Genomic DNA, 17,980 nt, shown 5'->3' with positions numbered 1-17,980 from the left:
AAGCGGTAAGGCAACGGGTTTTGATCCCGTCATTCCCTGGTTCGAATCCAGGTAGACCTGCCATTTTTCACTYAACGTCAGAATCGTTTGATTCAACGGTAAGTACTGCGGAAGTGGCGGAATTGGTAGACGCACCAGATTTAGGTTCTGGCGCCGCAAGGTGTGAGAGTTCAAGTCTCTCCTTCCGCACCATTCTCTTCTTCACTGCGAAGCAAGAGCAGCTTTGAAGAAAAGCACCTGTAGGGCTATCGCCAAGCGGTAAGGCAACGGGTTTTGATCCCGTCATTCCCTGGTTCGAATCCAGGTAGCCCTGCCATTTTCAAAGATACTGATTAATAGTTTTATCAGTAGCTTTAAAAGCGGCTACGTAGCTCAGTTGGTTAGAGCACATCACTCATAATGATGGGGTCACAGGTTCGAATCCCGTCGTAGCCACCATCCTTCCCTCGCGGAATGATGTAAAACACAAGATGCGGAAGTGGCGGAATTGGTAGACGCACCAGATTTAGGTTCTGGCGCCGCAAGGTGTGAGAGTTCAAGTCTCTCCTTCCGCACCATTATTCTTTAGTTCGGAACACCAATTCCCGAACTGAAAAATACAATCAGAGTTACATCAGCTCGTCATGGCTGAATAAATGCGGAAGTGGCGGAATTGGTAGACGCACCAGATTTAGGTTCTGGCGCCGCAAGGTGTGAGAGTTCAAGTCTCTCCTTCCGCACCATTCTCTGATTAACTCTCTTCGAGAGGCTCTAACGAGCATCCTGCAGGTCTATCGCCAAGCGGTAAGGCAACGGGTTTTGATCCCGTCATTCCCTGGTTCGAATCCAGGTAGACCTGCCATTTTTCACTTAACGTCAGAATCGTTTGATTCAACGGTAAGTACTGCGGAAGTGGCGGAATTGGTAGACGCACCAGATTTAGGTTCTGGCGCCGCAAGGTGTGAGAGTTCAAGTCTCTCCTTCCGCACCATTATTCTTCAGATCGGAACACCAATTCCCGGACTGAACAATACAATCAGAGTTACATCAGCTCGTCATGGCTGAATAAATGCGGAAGTGGCGGAATTGGTAGACGCACCAGATTTAGGTTCTGGCGCCGCAAGGTGTGAGAGTTCAAGTCTCTCCTTCCGCACCATATTGAGAAACCCACCTTTTGGTGGGTTTTCTTATGTCTGCAGTAAAGCTAACTGCTGATAGTACTGTTTTTACAACCTACAAAATGATCGTATCTCTCTGGTTGTTAAGCCGAATGTATTGATAACATTCGGCTTTTTCTTTATCTGCAGGACTCGCGAAGCTTGCTACATCCCCATCGCGTATTTCAATACCTGCTTTTTTACCGGACCGGTATGCTCGGCCAGCTTCAATCCCGCGTTACGCAGCAGTTTGATCGGCAGCAGGGAATTGCTGAAGGTGGTATAGAAAAAATCCATGCCGCTTTGCATCAGCAAATTGTCCGGCCGGCGACGGAACTCGTAGGCTTTCAGTACTTTTGGCTCTGCCCACGCCTTTCCTGCCTTCTCGATCTCATGCAGCAATACATCGACATCCTTGAAACCGAGATTGACGCCCTGACCGGCGAGCGGATTGATGGTATGGGCCGCATCGCCGAGCAATACTACTCCCGGCTGGTAATAGTGCTGCGCATGACGGCGGGTCAGCGGGAAACTGCCATGGTTGAGCACCTTGAACTCCCCGAGCTCTGCCGGGAAATGCGCGGCGATCTGCTCATGAAGCTGCTCTGCTGTCATCGCACTGAGCTGCTTGATCCGCTTGGGGCTGTCGTACCACACTAAAGAGCCCTGATGGCCCGGCAAAGGAAGAAACGAGCGCGGACCGCGGGGCGTAAACATCTGCCAGGTAATATCTTGCTGCGGCAGCGCCGTCTCGACATTGATCAGCATGCAGTGCTGACGATAGTCCCAGGCCGTGATCCCAATGCCGGCCTGCTGACGCACCTGGGAATTGGCGCCATCGGCCCCGACCAGCAATTTGGCTTGCAGCTGGCGACCGTCATCAAGCTCGATGCAATAACCTTCGCCAGCCCGTGTTGCCGTTGTCATACGGGCAGGACAAAGCAGCGACAAGTTAGGATAGTCGTCAAACTGCTGCCACAGGCCTAGCTGAATAATACGGTTTTCGACGATATAGCCCAGTCGATCCAGGTTCATTTCATCGGCGCTGAACCGGGTACGGCACTCCGGGTGCTCCCAGGTTTCCAGACGCTTGAAGGGACAGAGCCGCATCTGCAAAATGCTATCCCAGGCCCCCAGGCGCATCAGCAGGGCTACCGAGTTGGGGGAAATTGCAGACACCCGCAGATCCATTGGCTGCTCCGGGTGATAAGGCTGTGGCGCCATACCTTCAATCACGGCGACAGTCAGCCCTTGCTGTGCCAGCCCCAGTGCCGTCGCGGCACCGACCATCCCGCCACCAGCAACGACTACATCATATTGTTCCATATCTGGTCTCATCTCAGTGCTATACCAAACGGTGTAAACAGATTAACTATCTGGATCTGACATTCCGTAACGGAGTCAAATAATTACCCCCATGTTACCTGATTCCCCTTTCGCCATCAGCGATAATCCTTCGGAAATTCCTCTGAACTCTGCCCCTTCGCATATTTCTTTACTATGATAGGACACCGAACTTAGCTAGAAGGTGATATCACCGGTGATCGCTCGACTCAAACGCTGGTTATTCCGGCTTGTACTGTTAGCGCTTGGCCTGCCAGTCGTGCTGGTCGCAACGCTAAAATACATCGACCCACCGGCCTGGGGCTGGAAGATCCACCGCAGCCTGTTTCCGCCGGCAGGCTATCCGGAACAGACGACACACCTCTGGGCCGATATTGAGGATATTTCCCCCAATGCCCAGCTGGCGGTCATTGCTTCTGAAGATCAGCATTTCACCAATCACCATGGCGTCGATATCAATGCCGTGCTTGGCATCCTCAAGAAAACCGGTACCGACGGGCCCAGCCGGGGGGGCAGTACCATCACCCAGCAAACAGCGAAAAATCTCTTTCTCTTCCCTGCCCGCTCATTTATCCGAAAAGGAGTTGAGCTGTACTTTGCCCAGCTGATGGAGATCATCTGGGACAAGCGCCGCATTCTTGAGGTCTACCTCAACATCATCGAATTTGGTCCGGGCCTCTATGGCATAGAAGCCGCCAGCCAGAACTACTTTGCGATCCCATCAAGTCGGCTGTCAGCCCAGCAGGCCGCCCAGCTCGCCGCAGTTCTGCCCAACCCCTATAAGATCAAGGCCAGCCCGATGAGTGCCTACGTCAGCAAGCGAAGCCGCTGGATCACCCGGCAGATGCGCCAGTTGGGCAAAGGAACACTGAACGAGCTGTAGCACCGTTGCCAGCACTTTCGCCCCGGTATCCGTTACCCGGCAAACGGCAGTAAATACAATAAGTAGTCCCTAATTCCAAAAACCATACTTTAATCGGGGTGGTGATGTTCTGGTCAGGCCGGGTTTAAAGCAGTACAATACGCGGCTTGCTACAGCGAACAGCTCGTTTAACGTACTGTTCGCCGAATGAAGCAATGTTGAATGCAATGAATAAACACTACGAGTGAAGAGTTAGACATGGCTAAGAAACTGCTTATTAAAACCTGGGGCTGCCAGATGAACGAATACGATTCATCAAAAATGGCCGATCTTCTAAATGCAGCCAATGGCTTCGAGTTAACGGAAGAACCAGAAGAAGCAGACGTTCTGCTACTGAACACCTGCTCAATCCGTGAAAAGGCACAAGAAAAAGTTTTCCACCAGCTAGGCCGCTGGAAGACACTGAAAGACAAAAAGCCGGACCTAGTGATTGGCGTGGGCGGTTGTGTAGCAACTCAAGAAGGCGACTCAATTCGTCAGCGCGCCCCTTACGTGGATGTTATCTTTGGCCCGCAGACCCTGCACCGCTTGCCAGAGATGATCAAACAGTCGCAGTCTGATCATGCGCCAGTGATGGACATCTCTTTCCCTGAAATCGAAAAATTCGACAGCCTGCCGGAGCCTCGCGCCGATGGAGCGACAGCATTCGTATCCATCATGGAAGGCTGTTCCAAGTACTGTACTTACTGCGTGGTACCTTACACCCGCGGTGAGGAAGTCAGCCGCCCGCTGGATGATGTCCTGTTCGAAGTAGCCCAGCTTGCTGAGCAAGGCGTACGTGAAGTCAACCTGCTAGGCCAGAACGTTAACGCCTACCGCGGTGCAACTCACGACGATGATATCGCCACCTTTGCCGAGCTGTTGCGCCTGGTTGCGGCAATCGACGGTATCGACCGTATCCGCTATACCACCAGCCATCCAATCGAGTTTACCGACGATATCATTGCCGTATACGAAGATACTCCGGAGCTGGTGAGCTTCCTGCACCTGCCGGTACAGAGCGGCTCGGATCGCATCCTGACTATGATGAAGCGTCCGCACACGGCACTGGAATACAAGTCTAAGATCCGCAAGCTGCGTAAGGCTCGCCCGGATATCACTATCAGCTCAGACTTCATTGTCGCCTTCCCGGGCGAGAGTGACCAGGACTTCCAGGACACCATGAAGCTGATCCGCGATATCGATTTCGACATGAGCTTCAGCTTTATCTTCTCGGCACGCCCGGGCACACCGGCAGCGGACTATCCTTGTGATCTGCCAGAGAATGTGAAAAAAGAGCGCTTGTACGAGCTGCAGCAACAGATCAATACTCAGGCGATGCGCTACTCTCGCCAGATGCTGGACACCGAACAGCGTATTCTGGTTGAAGGCCCGTCGAAGAAGAACATCATGGAGCTGCGTGGCCGTACCGAAAACAACCGAGTGGTCAACTTCGAAGGCTCTGCCGAGCTGATCGGCCAGTTTGTAGACGTGAAGATCACTGACGTATTCACCAACTCACTGCGTGGTGATCTGGTTCGTACCGAGGCCGAAATGGACCTGCGTGTGGCGATGTCACCAACCGAGGTGATGGAGAAAACACGTAAAGAAGATGAATTGGGTGTAGGCGTATATACTCCATAGTATAACGCCTGTCTGAATACCAGTAGGACGCGCCCTGAACAAATGGTCGCCTGGCTCTCCGGGCGACCGCAATGAGAGGCAAATCTTGAGCAAAATTAACACTGTAGAATTCAATCTGGAACCCGCCAATAACCAGCGCCTTTCCAGCCTTTGCGGCCCTTTCGACGATAATATCAAACAACTTGAACGCCGTTTGGGTGTAGAAATCAACCATCGTGGCAACAGCTTCAGCGTTGTCGGCCAGCCCCATACAGCCCAGGCTGCTGCCCATATCATCAAAACTCTGTATGTCGATACGGCACCGGTTCGCAATACGATCCCCGATATCGAGCCCGAGCAGATTCATCTGGCCATCAAAGAATGCGGTGTACTAGAGCAAACCACCGAGAGCACCATCCCTTACGGCAAAGAAGCCACCATCAAGACTAAAAAAGGGGTGATCAAACCGCGTACGCCAAATCAGGCCCAGTACATCACCAACATGGTTACCCATGACATTACCTTTGGTGTAGGCCCTGCCGGTACCGGTAAAACCTACCTGGCCGTGGCAGCCGCCGTCGATGCTCTCGAGCGCCAGGAAATTCGCCGTATTCTGCTGACCCGCCCTGCGGTTGAAGCCGGTGAAAAACTGGGCTTCCTGCCAGGTGATCTGAGCCAGAAAGTCGACCCGTACCTGCGTCCGCTCTACGATGCCCTATTCGAAATGCTGGGCTTCGAGCGTGTCGAGAAGCTCATCGAGCGCAACGTGATTGAAGTTGCCCCGCTGGCTTACATGCGTGGCCGTACCCTGAATGACGCCTTTATCATTCTTGACGAAAGCCAGAACACCACGGTCGAGCAGATGAAAATGTTCCTTACCCGTATCGGTTTCAATTCCCGGGCCGTGATCACCGGTGACGTTACCCAGATCGACCTGCCGCGCGGTGCCCGCTCCGGTCTGCGTCATGCGATCGAGGTCCTGGCGGATGTCGACGAGATCAGCTTTAACTTCTTCCAGGCCGACGATGTTGTTCGCCACCCTGTGGTTGCGCGTATCGTACAAGCCTATGAAGTATGGGAAACCGAAGACCAGAAACAACGCAAGCAGGCCGAACAGCGCCGCCGCGAAGAGCAGCAGGCCCTGCAACAAGCCGCAGCCTCCCTTGCCGAACCGGAAAAAAGTAACTAATGGCGATTTATCTCGATCTGCAATATGCCACTGAAAGCCAGGAAGGCATGCCAAGCGAAGCTGACTTTCAGCAATGGCTCAATGCGGCCATCACCCCGTTCCAGGCTGATGCCGAAGTCACGGTCCGTCTTGTCGACGGCGCCGAGAGCCATGCCCTGAACCACGAGTACCGCGGTAAGGACAAACCGACCAACGTATTGTCATTCCCGTTTGAAGCGCCACCTGGGGTAGAGTTAGATCTGCTGGGTGACCTGATCATCTGTCGTCAAGTTGTCGAAGATGAGGCAAAAGAGCAGGATAAACCCCTGAATGCCCACTGGGCACATATGGTTGTACACGGCAGTCTCCATCTGCTAGGTTATGATCATATCGATGATGATGAAGCCGAAGAAATGGAATCTTTGGAAACGGAAATTATGGAAAACATGGGTTTCACCGATCCGTACGCCGAAGAAAAGCGGTAACATTATCGGAAAACCGTTGTCGTATAGATACCTCGACCGGATACACCCGGTGAGGTATCAGATAGCACCCCGTGGCACAGCCACTTAACTGAGAGAATTTTTTCTTAAAGCAATGAACGAAGATAACTCACAAAATTCTGAAGGTCCGAGTAGAAAGTCCTTCTTTGAACGTATCGGCCAACTGTTCCAGGGTGAACCTCAAAACCGCGAGGAACTGGTCGAGGTCTTCCGAGATTCGGAAGTCAACGATTTGATTGACCACGACACCCGCGACATGCTCGAAGGTGTGATGGAAATCTCGGAAATGCGTGTTCGTGACATCATGATCCCGCGCTCGCAGATGGTCACCATCGAACGTTCTCAGAAGTTAGAGGACCTGATTGATTTAATTGTAGATACCCAACACTCCCGCTACCCGGTGATCAGTGACGACAAAGATCATGTCGAAGGCATATTGCTGGCCAAAGATCTGCTGCGTTACCTGCTCCCAAATAGCGAGCCATTCGATATGGACAAAGTGCTTCGTCCGGCCGTTGTCGTACCGGAAAGCAAGCGCGTAGACCGTCTGCTGAAAGAGTTCCGCGAGGAACGCTACCACATGGCGATCGTCGTTGATGAGTTTGGCGGGGTATCAGGTGTTATCACCATCGAGGACATCCTGGAACAGATTGTCGGCGAAATCGAAGACGAATTCGACGATGAGGAAGAAGAGGATATCCGTCAGTTAAGTAAGCACACTTTCGCGGTCAAGGCACTGACGACCATCGAAGACTTCAATGACATGTTCCAGACCCACTTCAGCGATGAAGAGGTCGACACCGTCGGCGGCCTGATCATGACCAGTTTCGGTCATCTGCCGAACCGGGGCGAAGTTGTTGAGCTTGATGGCTACTCATTCAAGGTAACATCTGCCGACAGCCGACGGGTTATTCAGTTGCAAGTGACCGTGCCTCACGAAGCACACCAACCGACAACTACATCATAGATAATGAAAAAAAATTCATTCATTACGTTGGGACAGCTCGCAGCCGCTGTCCCGGCGGGTGCGCTTGCCACCCTTTCGTTTGCTCCCTATAACTACTGGTTTCTCGCACCGGTTTCCCTTTTCTGCTTTTTCTACCTGCTCCAGCACCAGAATATCAAACGCTCGGCATTGATCGGCTTCCTGTGGGGGCTAGGCCTGTTTGGCACCGGCATTAGCTGGGTACATGTCAGTATCGATACCTTTGGCGGCATGCCCAAACTGGCCAGCCTGTTTCTCATGAGCATGCTGATCAGCTACCTGTCGCTGTTCCCGGCGGCATTCGGTGCCCTGTTCAACCGCTTCAACCGGGGCCGGCCATTCCACCAGCTGCTGCTGAGCGGTCCGGTGATCTGGCTGTTGCTGGACTGGTTCCGGGGCTGGTTCCTGACTGGCTTTCCGTGGCTGTGGATGGGCTATAGCCAGATTGACAGCCCGCTGTCCGGCATTGCACCTATTCTTGGGGTAGAAGGGATCACCCTTGCCTTAGTCTTAATCAGCGGTTCCCTGGTTGCCGCCTGGTGTGACCGTAACTGGAAACCTCTGCTGATCCCGCTGCTCATCCTCGGCTTCAGCAGCCTGGCCAACAGCATCCAGTGGGTTGTTCCGGCCCCGGAGAAAAGTGTCGATGTGGCACTGATCCAGGGCAATGTGCCCCAGGAGCTCAAGTGGCTCCCGAGTCAGCGCTGGCCGACCCTGATGAAATACACCGATCTGACCCGCGAAAACTGGGATGCCGATCTGATCATCTGGCCAGAAGCCGCCATTCCGGCGCTGGAAACACAGGTACCCACTTTCCTGCAGAATCTCGACAGTGCCGCCCGCAACAATGGCAGTACTGTTATTACCGGCGTGCTGGATCAAAAAGACAACGGTGAGTATTTCAATAATATCCTGACACTGGGCATGAATACCGACGGTCCTTACCAGTATGAAAATGCCACCCGCTACAGCAAGCATCACCTGTTGCCGTTTGGCGAATTTGTGCCGTTTGGCGACTTGCTCCGCCCGTTAGCCCCACTGTTCAACCTGCCGATGTCTTCGTTTAGCCGTGGCGGCTTTATCCAGCCCAACCTGGAAGCCAGCGGTTACTCGCTAGCACCGGCACTCTGCTATGAAATTGCCTTCAGCGAGCAGGTCCGCCAAAACGTCGGCATCGATACCGAGCTTCTCCTGACCCTGTCCAACGATGCCTGGTTCGGTACCTCTATCGGCCCGTTCCAGCATATGGAGATTGCGCAGATGCGCTCGCTAGAGCTCGGCAAGCCCCTGCTTCGGGCAACCAACAACGGCGTCACCGGTGTTGTCGATCATCGTGGCCAAATCACCAAGCAGCTGCCGCAGTTTGAAACCGCCGTCCTGCGGGCAACGGTTGTGCCGACCGAAGGGCTGACGCCTTATACCTCCCTGGGTAGCTGGCCGCTCTATATCTATATCCTCTGGTCGCTCACTCTCTCGATGATCCTCATCAAGCGCCGGGCGGGGCACTTTCGTGATCACCGACCGCAAGAGATTGAATAAGGTAACCTGAACAAAGACTTGCTCGGATTGCGATACTCGCAGGTAAGCTGAATAGGAACTGACAAGGCGAAGGTAAACCCTTCGCCTTTTTATTGATATTGCTACTATGAAAGTAGTTATAAATACCGCCCAGTTCCAACAAGGAAGCAGCCTATGAAAGCCGTCAACCGACTGTTCGCTATGTTGGGTTCACTAGCCCTGCTCTGCATTGCCTCCGGTTCCGTCGCCGAGGAAAATATAGATACCCAGGCCACCTTGAGCCATTTTCAGTCAGCCAGCCAAACCCAACCGTTTTTTAATTCAGCCTATGGCTATGCCGTGTTTCCTTCGGTAGGCAAAGGCGGTTTCTGGATTGGCGGCGCTTACGGTAGCGGCACCGTCTATAAAGCCGGAACGGTTACCGGTTCGGCCAAACTCTATCAGGTTTCCTTTGGCTTGCAGTTCGGTGGCCAGTCGTACAGTGAGATCATTTTCTTCCAGGACAAACGGGCCTACGAGCGCTTTACCAGCGGCAGTTTTGAACTCGACGCCCAGGCATCTGCCGTCGCGCTGACCGAGGGGGCGCAGGCCAAGGCCGGAACCGCCGGCCTCAGTGCCAGCTCGGGCCAGCAGTTTATCGATGCCAGCTATACCAATGGCATCGCTATCTTTACCTATGCCAAGGGCGGAATGATGATCGAAGCATCACTTGCCGGGCAAACGTTCAGCTTTGAACCGCGAAACTAACCAGACAACATCGGTGGGGCATGAACAACATGTCTCACCGACACCTCTCCTCCAGCCAACTGCCTTCACAATTCTCCCTCACATGGCCACTGCCGTATAGCTACAGTTACATAGCCGCCCGTCCCCAGCGTGTAACACAGCATTTCACCCAGAGTCTGAACCTCAACACCAGAATCATTCACCAGCCAACTAACATCGGCCGATATATTTTTCCAGCAAATATCACATCTGCAAACAAGACGGCTGCAATGGACATTTATTTCATTGATATGCATCTAGAGTCTTATTATTTCTTCTGATAATACCCCGAAAACATGAACACTAGAGGGCGAGCAACAAACTTACCCAATAAGAATAACGGAACAAGGAAGAATCATGAGAACATTACTCTCTGCGCTGGCGGTGATGATCGCCAGCAGCCCGGCTTTCGCGCAAAGCAATGAGCCTGTCACCGATCAAATCATCGTCAAATACCGTAGCAGCAGTGCCGCGATGCTTTCCGAGACCACACCGCAACACAGCATTAACCAGCTGCAGCAGGCATTCGGAGCCGATATTCAGTATGTAAGAGCCAGCGCCAATGACACCCATATACTGAAAGTCACCGAGCAGCAAAAGCTCGGGGCGGTTATCGAGCAGCTCAAGCAAGATCCCAATATTGAATATGCCGAACCCGACCGGATCATGTGGCCGACAGCTATCCCGAATGATCCCGAATACACCAGGCAGTGGCACTACTCGTCATCCGTCAGCGGGCTCAACCTGCCCAAGGCCTGGGATCTCACTACCGGCGGAGCCGACGTGGTGGTTGCCGTTATCGATACCGGCATACTGCCCGACCATCCGGATTTGATGAACAATCTCCTGCCCGGCTACGACTTTATCAAAGATGCCGAAAAGGCCCGTGACGGCAACGGCCGGGATAGCGATGCGACCGACGAAGGTGACTGGCTGGTTGCCGGTCAGTGTGGTCCCAACTATCCGCCGCGAGACCGTACCTCTTCCTGGCATGGTACCCATGTCGCCGGTACCGTAGCGGCCGAAGGTAATAACGGCCAGGGTGTCACCGGGGTCGCCTGGTCAGCCAGTGTCCTGCCGGTTCGTGTGCTCGGAGCCTGCGGCGGCTATACCTCCGATATTACCGACGGCATGCGCTGGGCAGCAGGCCTGCCTGTCGCTGGTGTTCCGGCCAACCCCTACCCGGCCAAAGTACTGAATCTCAGCCTGGGTGGCAAAGGCGCGTGCGGACATACCTACCAGCAGGCCATCAATGATGTCAGGGCCGAAGGGGCGTCAGTGGTTGTTGCGGCGGGTAATAGCAACCAGGATGTCAGCGGGTTCACTCCCGGCAGTTGTCAAGGCGTCATCTCTGTCGCGTCCAACAACAAGGAAGGCAGCCGTGCCTTTTATTCCAACTTCGGCAGATTGATAGACGTGGCAGCACCGGGCGGCGGGCGTTCGGGCGGGATCCTGTCGACCTACAACACAGGCCAGCGGCAAGCCGCACAGCACAGCTATGACTATTCGATGGGAACCAGTATGGCAGCACCACATGTAGCCGGTATCGCCGCGCTGATGTATTCGCTCGATGCCAGCCTGACACCGGATCAAGTCGAGCAGTACATTACCGAGACCTCAAGAGCCTTCCCGGCCGGTAGCAGCTGTAATACCGCCAACTGCGGTACAGGTATTGCCGACACCTTTGCCGCCCTGCAGCGAGTGAAAGGGATCGAGCCAACCCCCAATCCCAATCCTGGACCGGGTACCGTCGATTGCAGCAATATCCCGCAGTGGACAGCCAGCCACATCTACCTGGCTGGCGAGCAAGCCCAGCAAAACGGCATTGCCTACCAGGCCAACTGGTGGACCCAGAGCCAGTCACCGGCCGAGTTCAGCGCAGCCTGGAGCGTATGGAACAAGCTAGGTCAGTGTAAATAGGGGTTATCGCGGGCTGTAAAGCCCGCGTTTTTACGGTTTACAAGAGTTAAGGGGACAGCGGCCGACGGGTAAACTGGGTGTGGCCGCACTTCAAACAAGGTTCAATTTTTTTCACGTGTGTGATCAGCTCATGGTGCCCGCACTTTTCACAGACCAGGTTGCCCAACCCGATGATTTCACCGGCCTGATAGACACCCTGGTGGTGAAGGTCGTCCATCACCTCGTGCCATTCGATTTGGGTTTTATCGGTAATTTCAGCCAATCCTTCCCAGATTGTTTCCGACACCACCCGGTAGAACGGGCTTTCAGAGAACGGTTCGGGGCTTTCTTCGACATTTTTACCGAACTCTTTAAGATCCCGCTTCAGATAGGCTGAGATCAATGCCCATTCATCCTTGGTCATATCACTGGCAGCCTGCTGGTATTTCGCGGTAGTTTCAGCCCAGTGCTTAAGTTCTTCGGGGCTATGTTTCAGGGTTTCAGTTACCTGTTCGAGCAGCGCTTCATAATCCTTTTTTTGCTTAGGCATAGGTCACCTCCCATCTCAGTGCACGCATTGCGCTAATAGAGCCAAATTCTCCAACTATCGAGACCAGAACTAACAATTACTCTCCGAATTGGCCTCAGCTATTGTTGACACCTCTACCTTTAGTTATTCTATGTCGATTATATTGAATGTGTTTGTACTCAACTCACAAAATCCTGGATGTCATCGATGCAAGAACAATATCGCCCACAGGACATTGAACAGAAAGTTCAAGAACACTGGGACAACAACAAGACCTTTGTTGTAAGTGAAGACCCAAATAAAGAAAAATTCTACTGTCTCTCCATGTTCCCGTACCCAAGCGGTCGACTGCACATGGGTCACGTTCGTAACTACACCATCGGTGATGTTGTTTCTCGTTACCAGCGTCTGCAAGGCAAAAACGTGATGCAACCAATTGGTTGGGACGCATTTGGCCTGCCTGCAGAAAACGCCGCTGTTAAAAACAACACCGCGCCAGCACCATGGACTTATGAAAACATTGAGTACATGAAAAACCAGCTGAAATCACTGGGCCTGGGCTACGACTGGAGCCGTGAATTCGCGACCTGTACTCCCGAGTACTACCGCTGGGAACAAGAGTTTTTCACTAAGCTGTACAACAAGGGCTTGGTTTACAAGAAAACCTCGTCTGTAAACTGGTGTCCGAATGACCAGACAGTACTGGCGAACGAGCAGGTAGAAGACGGCTGCTGCTGGCGTTGTGATACGCCGGTAGAGCAAAAAGAAATTCCGCAGTGGTTCATCAAGATCACCGAATACGCCCAAGAGCTGCTTGACGATCTGGACAACCTTGACGGTTGGCCTGACATGGTAAAAACCATGCAGCGTAACTGGATTGGCCGCTCTGAAGGTGTCGAGCTGTCTTTCGAGGTAGAAGGCCAGAACACACCGCTGGAAGTGTACACCACACGTCCTGATACCCTTATGGGTGTAACATACGTGGGTATCGCAGCCGGTCACCCTCTGGCTGAGCTAGCCGCGAAATCAAACCTTGAACTTGCGGCATTTAACGAAGAATGCAAAAACACCAAAGTTGCCGAAGCTGAGCTGGCAACGATGGAGAAAAAAGGCATGGCAACAGGCCTTTACGCAATTCACCCGCTAAACGGTCGCCGTGTACCTGTATTCGTCGCGAACTTCGTACTGATGGATTACGGCACGGGTGCGGTAATGGCAGTACCTGCGCACGATCAGCGTGACTTTGAATTTGCAACCAAATACGGCCTGGATATCGTTCCTGTTATCAAACCAGAAGACGGTAGCGAACTAGACGTGTCAGAAGCGGCATACACCGAGAAAGGTGTCCTGTTTGATTCTGGCGAATTTGACGGCCTTAACTTCCAGGCTGCGTTCGATGCGATTGCTGCGAAACTTGAAGCCGAAGGCAAAGGTAAGAAGACCGTTAACTTCCGTCTGCGTGACTGGGGTGTATCTCGCCAGCGTTACTGGGGCGCGCCTATCCCGATGGTCACCACTGAAGACGGTGAAGTACACCCGGTACCAGCTGATCAACTACCGGTGATCCTACCGGAAGACGTGGTAATGGACGGCGTAACCAGCCCAATCAAAGCTGATAAAGAGTGGGCAAAGACCACCTTTAACGGTGAGCCGGCACTGCGCGAAACCGATACCTTTGATACCTTCATGGAGTCGTCTTGGTACTACGCACGTTACTGCTCGCCACAGGCTGACGATATTCTTGATCCGGAAAAAGCCAACTACTGGCTGCCGGTAGACCAGTACATTGGTGGTATCGAGCACGCTTGTATGCACCTGCTGTACTCGCGCTTCTTCCACAAACTGCTACGTGATGCCGGTTACGTAAAATCTGACGAGCCGTTCAAGCAGCTTCTATGTCAGGGTATGGTACTGGCTGATGCCTTCTACTACACCAGCGACAAAGGTGCCAAAGTATGGGTATCACCAAACGATGTCACTATTGAGCGTGACGAGAAGGGCCGTATCGTCAAGGCAACAGACAACGAGGGCAACGATGTCGTTCATACCGGCATGACCAAGATGTCCAAGTCGAAGAACAACGGTATCGATCCGCAGGAAATGATCAACAAGTACGGTGCCGATACCGTGCGTCTGTTCATGATGTTTGCTTCACCGGCGGACATGACCCTTGAGTGGCAGGAATCTGGTGTTGAAGGGGCGAACCGCTTCCTGAAACGTGTCTGGAAACTGGTTAATGAGCACGCCGCGAAAGGTGCCGCTGACGCCGTCGACGTTGCTGCCCTGTCTTCGGACCAGAAAGCACTTCGTCGCGATGTTCACAAGACCATTGCCAAAGTCGGCGATGATATTGGCCGTCGCCAGACGTTCAATACCGCGATTGCAGCCATCATGGAGCTGATGAACAAGCTGGCGAAAGCCTCTCAAGAATCGGCACAAGACCGTGCGCTGCTGGATGAAGCCCTAAAAGCTATCGTCCGCATGCTATACCCAATGACTCCGCACATCTGTTTCGAAATGTGGGAGCTGCTAGGTGAAAGCAACGTCGACCAGGCTGTATGGCCGGAAGCAGATACCAAGGCATTGGTTGAAGACGAAAAGCTGATCATCGTTCAGGTTAACGGCAAACTACGCGCCAAGCTGACCGTAGCGGCTGACTCAACCAAAGAGCAGGTTGAAGAACTTGCCCTTAACGATGAGAACGTCACTAAGTTCACTGACGACAAGACCATTCGTAAAGTGATCTACGTACCTGGTAAATTGCTGAATATTGTTGCGAACTAAAAAGGTCGCGAACTAAAGCAATTTATTAGTGCCTAATCAGTGGCTCCCGCAAACCGGGAGCCACTAGTGGCACCCAACCGGTCCACCTACTCTCTTTGCCGGTTTACCAATGTTGACCGGTCAGTTTCCACCTATTATTCATGGAGCAGACTCGGTGAAAGCTTTCTTTTCTCTAAAAAGCACAATCCGAACCCTCTTTGTCGCAGTTATGGCTCTTGCCACTGCTTCTTGTGGTTTCCACCTTCGCGGTAACTACATGTTACCCGATGACATCGCCAAACTATCCCTGACCAGTTTCGACCAGTACGGCCAGCTAACCCGTCAGGTTGAATCCCAGTTCAAGCTGCATGGTATCGAATCCGTGCCGCCATCGAGCAAGGTCCCGAACCTGCACCTAATCAGCGAATCACTCGGCGAACGTACCCTGTCACTGTACCAAAACAGCCGGGCAGCGGAGTACGAACTGACCTATGTGGTCAGCTATAACATCGTCGTTCCAGAAAAAGGCAGCCAGAGCTATACCACCCGGGTCAACCGCACCTTCCTCGACAACCCGTTAACGGCGCTGGCAAAATCGGTCGAGCGCGACATGATTGAAGACGAGATGCGCCAGCAGGCCTCTCGCCAGATCATGCGCCAGCTAGCCCGCCTGACAGCCGTATTCAACAAGCTGGAAGAAGAAGAGCTGGAAGCGATGCTTGAGGACAATGGCAATGGGTCTTACGACAGCACAATAACCACGGAAGCACTGGAAGACACCCAGGCAGGCAATGCCCTCTTTGCCGACGAGACAAGCCCGAGCAACACAGTACAATGAGAATATATCCGGAACAACTGACGCAGCAACTGAACAAGGGGCTGCGTCAAACCTACCTACTGTTCGGCAACGAACCCTTGCTAAAACAAGAGTGCGGCCAGCAAATCCGACAAGCCGCGCAGCAGGCCGGCTTTGACGAACGCCACACCTTTACCATTGATGCCCAGCTAGACTGGAACCAGGTACTCGACTGTACTCAGGCGATGAGCCTGTTTTCTGCTCGCCAGATCATCGAGCTGGAAGTACCGGAAAGCGGCCTCAATGCCAACCAGGCCAAGTCGCTGCAAGACGTAACGGCGACCCTGCATAACGATATTTTATTGCTGATGCATGGCCCGCGCCTGAACAAGAAGCAGGAGAATGCCAAGTGGTTCAAGGCCGTCGCCGAACAGGGACTGTATGTTCCGTGTAATACCCCCGATGCCCGGCATCTTCCGCGCTTTATCCAGGCTCGCTGCCAGCAACTGGGACTCAACCCGGATCATGAATCTGTTCTCATGCTGGCACAATGGCATGAGGGAAACCTGCTGGCACTGGCACAAAGCCTGCAAAAACTGACCTTGCTCTATCCGGACGGCGCACTGACTGTTCTCCGCCTGGAGGAAGCCCTAAGCCGCCATAACCATTACACCCCGTTCCAGCTTGTCGATGCCGTCCTGGCCGGACAGAGCAAGCGCAGCCAGCGGGTTCTGCGTCAGTTGGAAGGCGAAGGGATCGAAGCCGTCATTCTGCTACGTACCCTGCAGCGAGAACTGACCCAACTGTATAAAATGCAGGAACTGGGCAGCAAGGGCACCCCGCTGAACATTATTTTCGAGCAGTTCCGCATCTGGCAGAGCCGCCGGGAGGTGTATATCGGCGCGCTTCACCGGCTGCCGCTTAAAACACTGGTACAGCTGCTGCAGCAGCTTGCGGTCATCGAGGTTGAGGTCAAGACCAACTTTGACTATCAGCCATGGCCGGCACTCTCGGCCCTGTGTGCTGAAATGTGTGGCGTCAGAACGCATACCATGACCCAGTCGTTTTAAGAACAAGACCGGGCTGGCGGCTATCTTCCGGTAGCGGATAATTAATTATCCGCTATTTATGTAAAGTTACTGCCAACTTGTTTCGAACGGGGTTGTGCATGGTATACTGCGCCGCTAAATTGTGACTCAGATCGGTCTGAGGCCAACGAAATTACAACAATCACTCAAATGAGGGGATTCCTTTGCAGGTTCAAGAACTACACGATTTTATTGTTGATAAAGTTGACGATATTAAAGCCCAGGACATTGTGACACTTGACGTACGCGGCAAGTCGAGCATCACGGAGTTCATGGTAGTGTGTACGGGTACATCTAATCGCCATGTAGCCTCGATTGCGGATCACGTCAACAAAGAGTCAAAGCTGATCGATTTTCCTCCGTTTGGCATCAGCGGTGAAGAAGATGGCGAATGGGTCGTGGTCGACATGGGCAGTGTGATGCTGCACATTATGCAGGAAGACGCACGTAACCTGTATCAACTGGAGAAGCTTTGGGGCTAACTGACAATGAAGCTTCAATTGATTGCTGTGGGCAACAAGATGCCCAAATGGATCGAGGAAGGCTATAAAGAATATAGCCGCCGCTTCCCGAAAGACATGCCGTTGGAACTGATCGAAATTCCGGCCGGCAAACGAGGCAAGAATGCCGATATCGCCCGTATTCTGCAAAAAGAAGGCGAGGCTATGCTAGCTGCGGTACCTAAGGGTAACCGCATTGTTACTCTGGATATTCCGGGCAAGCGCTGGGATACCGAACAGCTGGCAGGCCAGCTGGAAAGCTGGAAACTGGACGGTCGTGATGTCTCGATCCTGATCGGCGGGCCGGAAGGTCTGGCACCTGCGTGCAAAGCCGCGGCAGATCAAAGCTGGTCACTGTCGCCTCTGACGCTTCCCCACCCTCTGGTACGGGTGGTGATGGCTGAAAGCCTCTACCGCGCGTGGAGCATTACCGCTAACCACCCTTACCACAGAGAATAATTG

The 17,980-nt window shown here is 53.1% G+C and carries 15 protein-coding genes and 8 tRNA genes; 21 read left to right on the top strand and 2 right to left on the bottom strand.

What is annotated here, in order from left to right:
- Positions 1 to 107 precede the first annotated feature (107 nt).
- From L4D19_RS28050 to L4D19_RS28015, 8 genes are all read left to right on the top strand, one after another.
- Positions 108 to 192, top strand: a tRNA-Leu gene (locus tag L4D19_RS28050).
- 49 nt (positions 193 to 241) lie between these two features.
- A tRNA-Gln gene (locus tag L4D19_RS28045) sits at positions 242 to 316 on the top strand.
- 45 nt (positions 317 to 361) lie between these two features.
- A tRNA-Met gene (locus L4D19_RS28040) sits at positions 362 to 438 on the top strand.
- Between the two features lie 34 nt (positions 439 to 472).
- Positions 473 to 557: transfer RNA gene (locus L4D19_RS28035), tRNA-Leu, on the top strand.
- Between the two features lie 80 nt (positions 558 to 637).
- Positions 638 to 722 (top strand) — tRNA-Leu (locus L4D19_RS28030).
- 44 nt (positions 723 to 766) lie between these two features.
- A tRNA-Gln gene (locus L4D19_RS28025) sits at positions 767 to 841 on the top strand.
- A gap of 44 nt (positions 842 to 885) precedes the next feature.
- Positions 886 to 970, top strand: a tRNA-Leu gene (locus tag L4D19_RS28020).
- Positions 971 to 1,050: 80 nt separating this feature from the next.
- Positions 1,051 to 1,135: transfer RNA gene (locus L4D19_RS28015), tRNA-Leu, on the top strand.
- Positions 1,136 to 1,301: 166 nt separating this feature from the next.
- Here the strand turns inward: L4D19_RS28015 and L4D19_RS28010 are convergent.
- A complete protein-coding gene (locus L4D19_RS28010; RefSeq protein WP_428455119.1) occupies positions 1,302 to 2,462 on the bottom strand; it encodes a 2-octaprenyl-3-methyl-6-methoxy-1,4-benzoquinol hydroxylase in 1,161 nt (386 codons plus the stop codon).
- 214 nt (positions 2,463 to 2,676) lie between these two features.
- Between L4D19_RS28010 and mtgA the strand changes: the two genes are divergently transcribed.
- The 8 genes from mtgA to L4D19_RS27970 all read left to right on the top strand — a co-directional run bounded on the left by mtgA (position 2,677) and on the right by L4D19_RS27970 (position 11,863).
- Positions 2,677 to 3,363: a monofunctional biosynthetic peptidoglycan transglycosylase gene (gene mtgA / locus L4D19_RS28005; RefSeq protein ID WP_428455118.1), complete on the top strand. Its 687-nt coding sequence runs from the start codon at positions 2,677 to 2,679 to the stop codon at positions 3,361 to 3,363.
- 237 nt (positions 3,364 to 3,600) lie between these two features.
- Positions 3,601 to 5,025: a tRNA (N6-isopentenyl adenosine(37)-C2)-methylthiotransferase MiaB gene (gene miaB, locus L4D19_RS28000; protein ID WP_075764941.1), complete on the top strand. Its 1,425-nt coding sequence runs from the start codon at positions 3,601 to 3,603 to the stop codon at positions 5,023 to 5,025.
- Positions 5,026 to 5,107: 82 nt separating this feature from the next.
- Positions 5,108 to 6,193, top strand: a complete 1,086-nt coding sequence (locus tag L4D19_RS27995; protein ID WP_428455121.1) for a PhoH family protein — start codon at positions 5,108 to 5,110, stop codon at positions 6,191 to 6,193.
- Positions 6,193 to 6,657 (top strand): rRNA maturation RNase YbeY, encoded by a 465-nt coding sequence (gene ybeY, locus L4D19_RS27990; RefSeq protein ID WP_428455117.1) that lies wholly within the window; start codon positions 6,193 to 6,195, stop codon positions 6,655 to 6,657. Before L4D19_RS27995 ends, ybeY begins: the two co-directional genes overlap by 1 nt.
- Before the next feature lie 112 nt (positions 6,658 to 6,769).
- Positions 6,770 to 7,642, top strand: a complete 873-nt coding sequence (corC, locus tag L4D19_RS27985; RefSeq protein WP_160657465.1) for a CNNM family magnesium/cobalt transport protein CorC — start codon at positions 6,770 to 6,772, stop codon at positions 7,640 to 7,642.
- Positions 7,643 to 7,645: 3 nt separating this feature from the next.
- Positions 7,646 to 9,199 (top strand): apolipoprotein N-acyltransferase, encoded by a 1,554-nt coding sequence (gene lnt, locus L4D19_RS27980; RefSeq protein ID WP_428455116.1) that lies wholly within the window; start codon positions 7,646 to 7,648, stop codon positions 9,197 to 9,199.
- Positions 9,200 to 9,352: 153 nt separating this feature from the next.
- Complete coding sequence (locus tag L4D19_RS27975) at positions 9,353 to 9,925, top strand: lipid-binding SYLF domain-containing protein (protein WP_428455115.1); 573 nt, start codon at positions 9,353 to 9,355, stop codon at positions 9,923 to 9,925.
- A 375-nt stretch (positions 9,926 to 10,300) separates the two neighbouring features.
- Positions 10,301 to 11,863 (top strand): S8 family serine peptidase, encoded by a 1,563-nt coding sequence (locus L4D19_RS27970; RefSeq protein ID WP_428455114.1) that lies wholly within the window; start codon positions 10,301 to 10,303, stop codon positions 11,861 to 11,863.
- A gap of 46 nt (positions 11,864 to 11,909) precedes the next feature.
- Here the strand turns inward: L4D19_RS27970 and L4D19_RS27965 are convergent, their stop codons facing one another.
- Positions 11,910 to 12,392, bottom strand: coding sequence for a zinc ribbon-containing protein (locus L4D19_RS27965; protein ID WP_075764955.1), 483 nt, complete (start codon positions 12,390 to 12,392; stop codon positions 11,910 to 11,912).
- 186 nt (positions 12,393 to 12,578) lie between these two features.
- Here L4D19_RS27965 and leuS point away from each other — a divergent pair, with 186 nt between their 5' ends.
- The 5 genes from leuS (at position 12,579) to rlmH (ending at position 17,977) form a co-directional block, all read left to right on the top strand.
- Positions 12,579 to 15,155 (top strand): leucine--tRNA ligase, encoded by a 2,577-nt coding sequence (gene leuS / locus L4D19_RS27960; RefSeq protein WP_428455113.1) that lies wholly within the window; start codon positions 12,579 to 12,581, stop codon positions 15,153 to 15,155.
- 154 nt (positions 15,156 to 15,309) lie between these two features.
- On the top strand, positions 15,310 to 15,972 hold the full coding sequence (locus L4D19_RS27955; RefSeq protein WP_160657476.1) for an LPS assembly lipoprotein LptE: 663 nt from the start codon (positions 15,310 to 15,312) through the stop codon (positions 15,970 to 15,972).
- Positions 15,969 to 17,000, top strand: a complete 1,032-nt coding sequence (holA, locus tag L4D19_RS27950; RefSeq protein ID WP_428455112.1) for a DNA polymerase III subunit delta — start codon at positions 15,969 to 15,971, stop codon at positions 16,998 to 17,000. Before L4D19_RS27955 ends, holA begins: the two co-directional genes overlap by 4 nt.
- Before the next feature lie 182 nt (positions 17,001 to 17,182).
- Complete coding sequence (gene rsfS / locus L4D19_RS27945; RefSeq protein ID WP_075764961.1) at positions 17,183 to 17,500, top strand: ribosome silencing factor; 318 nt, start codon at positions 17,183 to 17,185, stop codon at positions 17,498 to 17,500.
- 6 nt (positions 17,501 to 17,506) lie between these two features.
- Positions 17,507 to 17,977 carry a 23S rRNA (pseudouridine(1915)-N(3))-methyltransferase RlmH gene (gene rlmH, locus L4D19_RS27940; protein ID WP_075764963.1) on the top strand — a complete coding sequence of 157 codons (471 nt, stop codon included), beginning with the start codon at positions 17,507 to 17,509 and terminating at the stop codon, positions 17,975 to 17,977.
- The last annotated feature ends 3 nt before the right edge of the window (positions 17,978 to 17,980 follow it).

The organism is Photobacterium kasasachensis (assembly GCF_050336885.1).
GTDB lineage: Bacteria > Pseudomonadota > Gammaproteobacteria > Enterobacterales > Vibrionaceae > Photobacterium > Photobacterium kasasachensis.
Note: the sequence above shows the minus strand (reverse complement) of the source record. Positions and strands in the feature narration are given on the sequence as shown.

Coding starts and splice junctions, on each gene's coding strand:
- miaB (WP_075764941.1), top strand. CDS start 3,601: ATGGCTAAGAAACTGCTTATTAAAACCTGGGGCTGCCAGATGAACGAA.
- lnt (WP_428455116.1), top strand. CDS start 7,646: ATGAAAAAAAATTCATTCATTACGTTGGGACAGCTCGCAGCCGCTGTC.
- rlmH (WP_075764963.1), top strand. CDS start 17,507: ATGAAGCTTCAATTGATTGCTGTGGGCAACAAGATGCCCAAATGGATC.
- L4D19_RS28010 (WP_428455119.1), bottom strand. CDS start 2,462: ATGGAACAATATGATGTAGTCGTTGCTGGTGGCGGGATGGTCGGTGCC.
- L4D19_RS27975 (WP_428455115.1), top strand. CDS start 9,353: ATGAAAGCCGTCAACCGACTGTTCGCTATGTTGGGTTCACTAGCCCTG.
- ybeY (WP_428455117.1), top strand. CDS start 6,193: ATGGCGATTTATCTCGATCTGCAATATGCCACTGAAAGCCAGGAAGGC.
- L4D19_RS27965 (WP_075764955.1), bottom strand. CDS start 12,392: ATGCCTAAGCAAAAAAAGGATTATGAAGCGCTGCTCGAACAGGTAACT.
- leuS (WP_428455113.1), top strand. CDS start 12,579: ATGCAAGAACAATATCGCCCACAGGACATTGAACAGAAAGTTCAAGAA.
- corC (WP_160657465.1), top strand. CDS start 6,770: ATGAACGAAGATAACTCACAAAATTCTGAAGGTCCGAGTAGAAAGTCC.
- holA (WP_428455112.1), top strand. CDS start 15,969: ATGAGAATATATCCGGAACAACTGACGCAGCAACTGAACAAGGGGCTG.
- L4D19_RS27970 (WP_428455114.1), top strand. CDS start 10,301: ATGAGAACATTACTCTCTGCGCTGGCGGTGATGATCGCCAGCAGCCCG.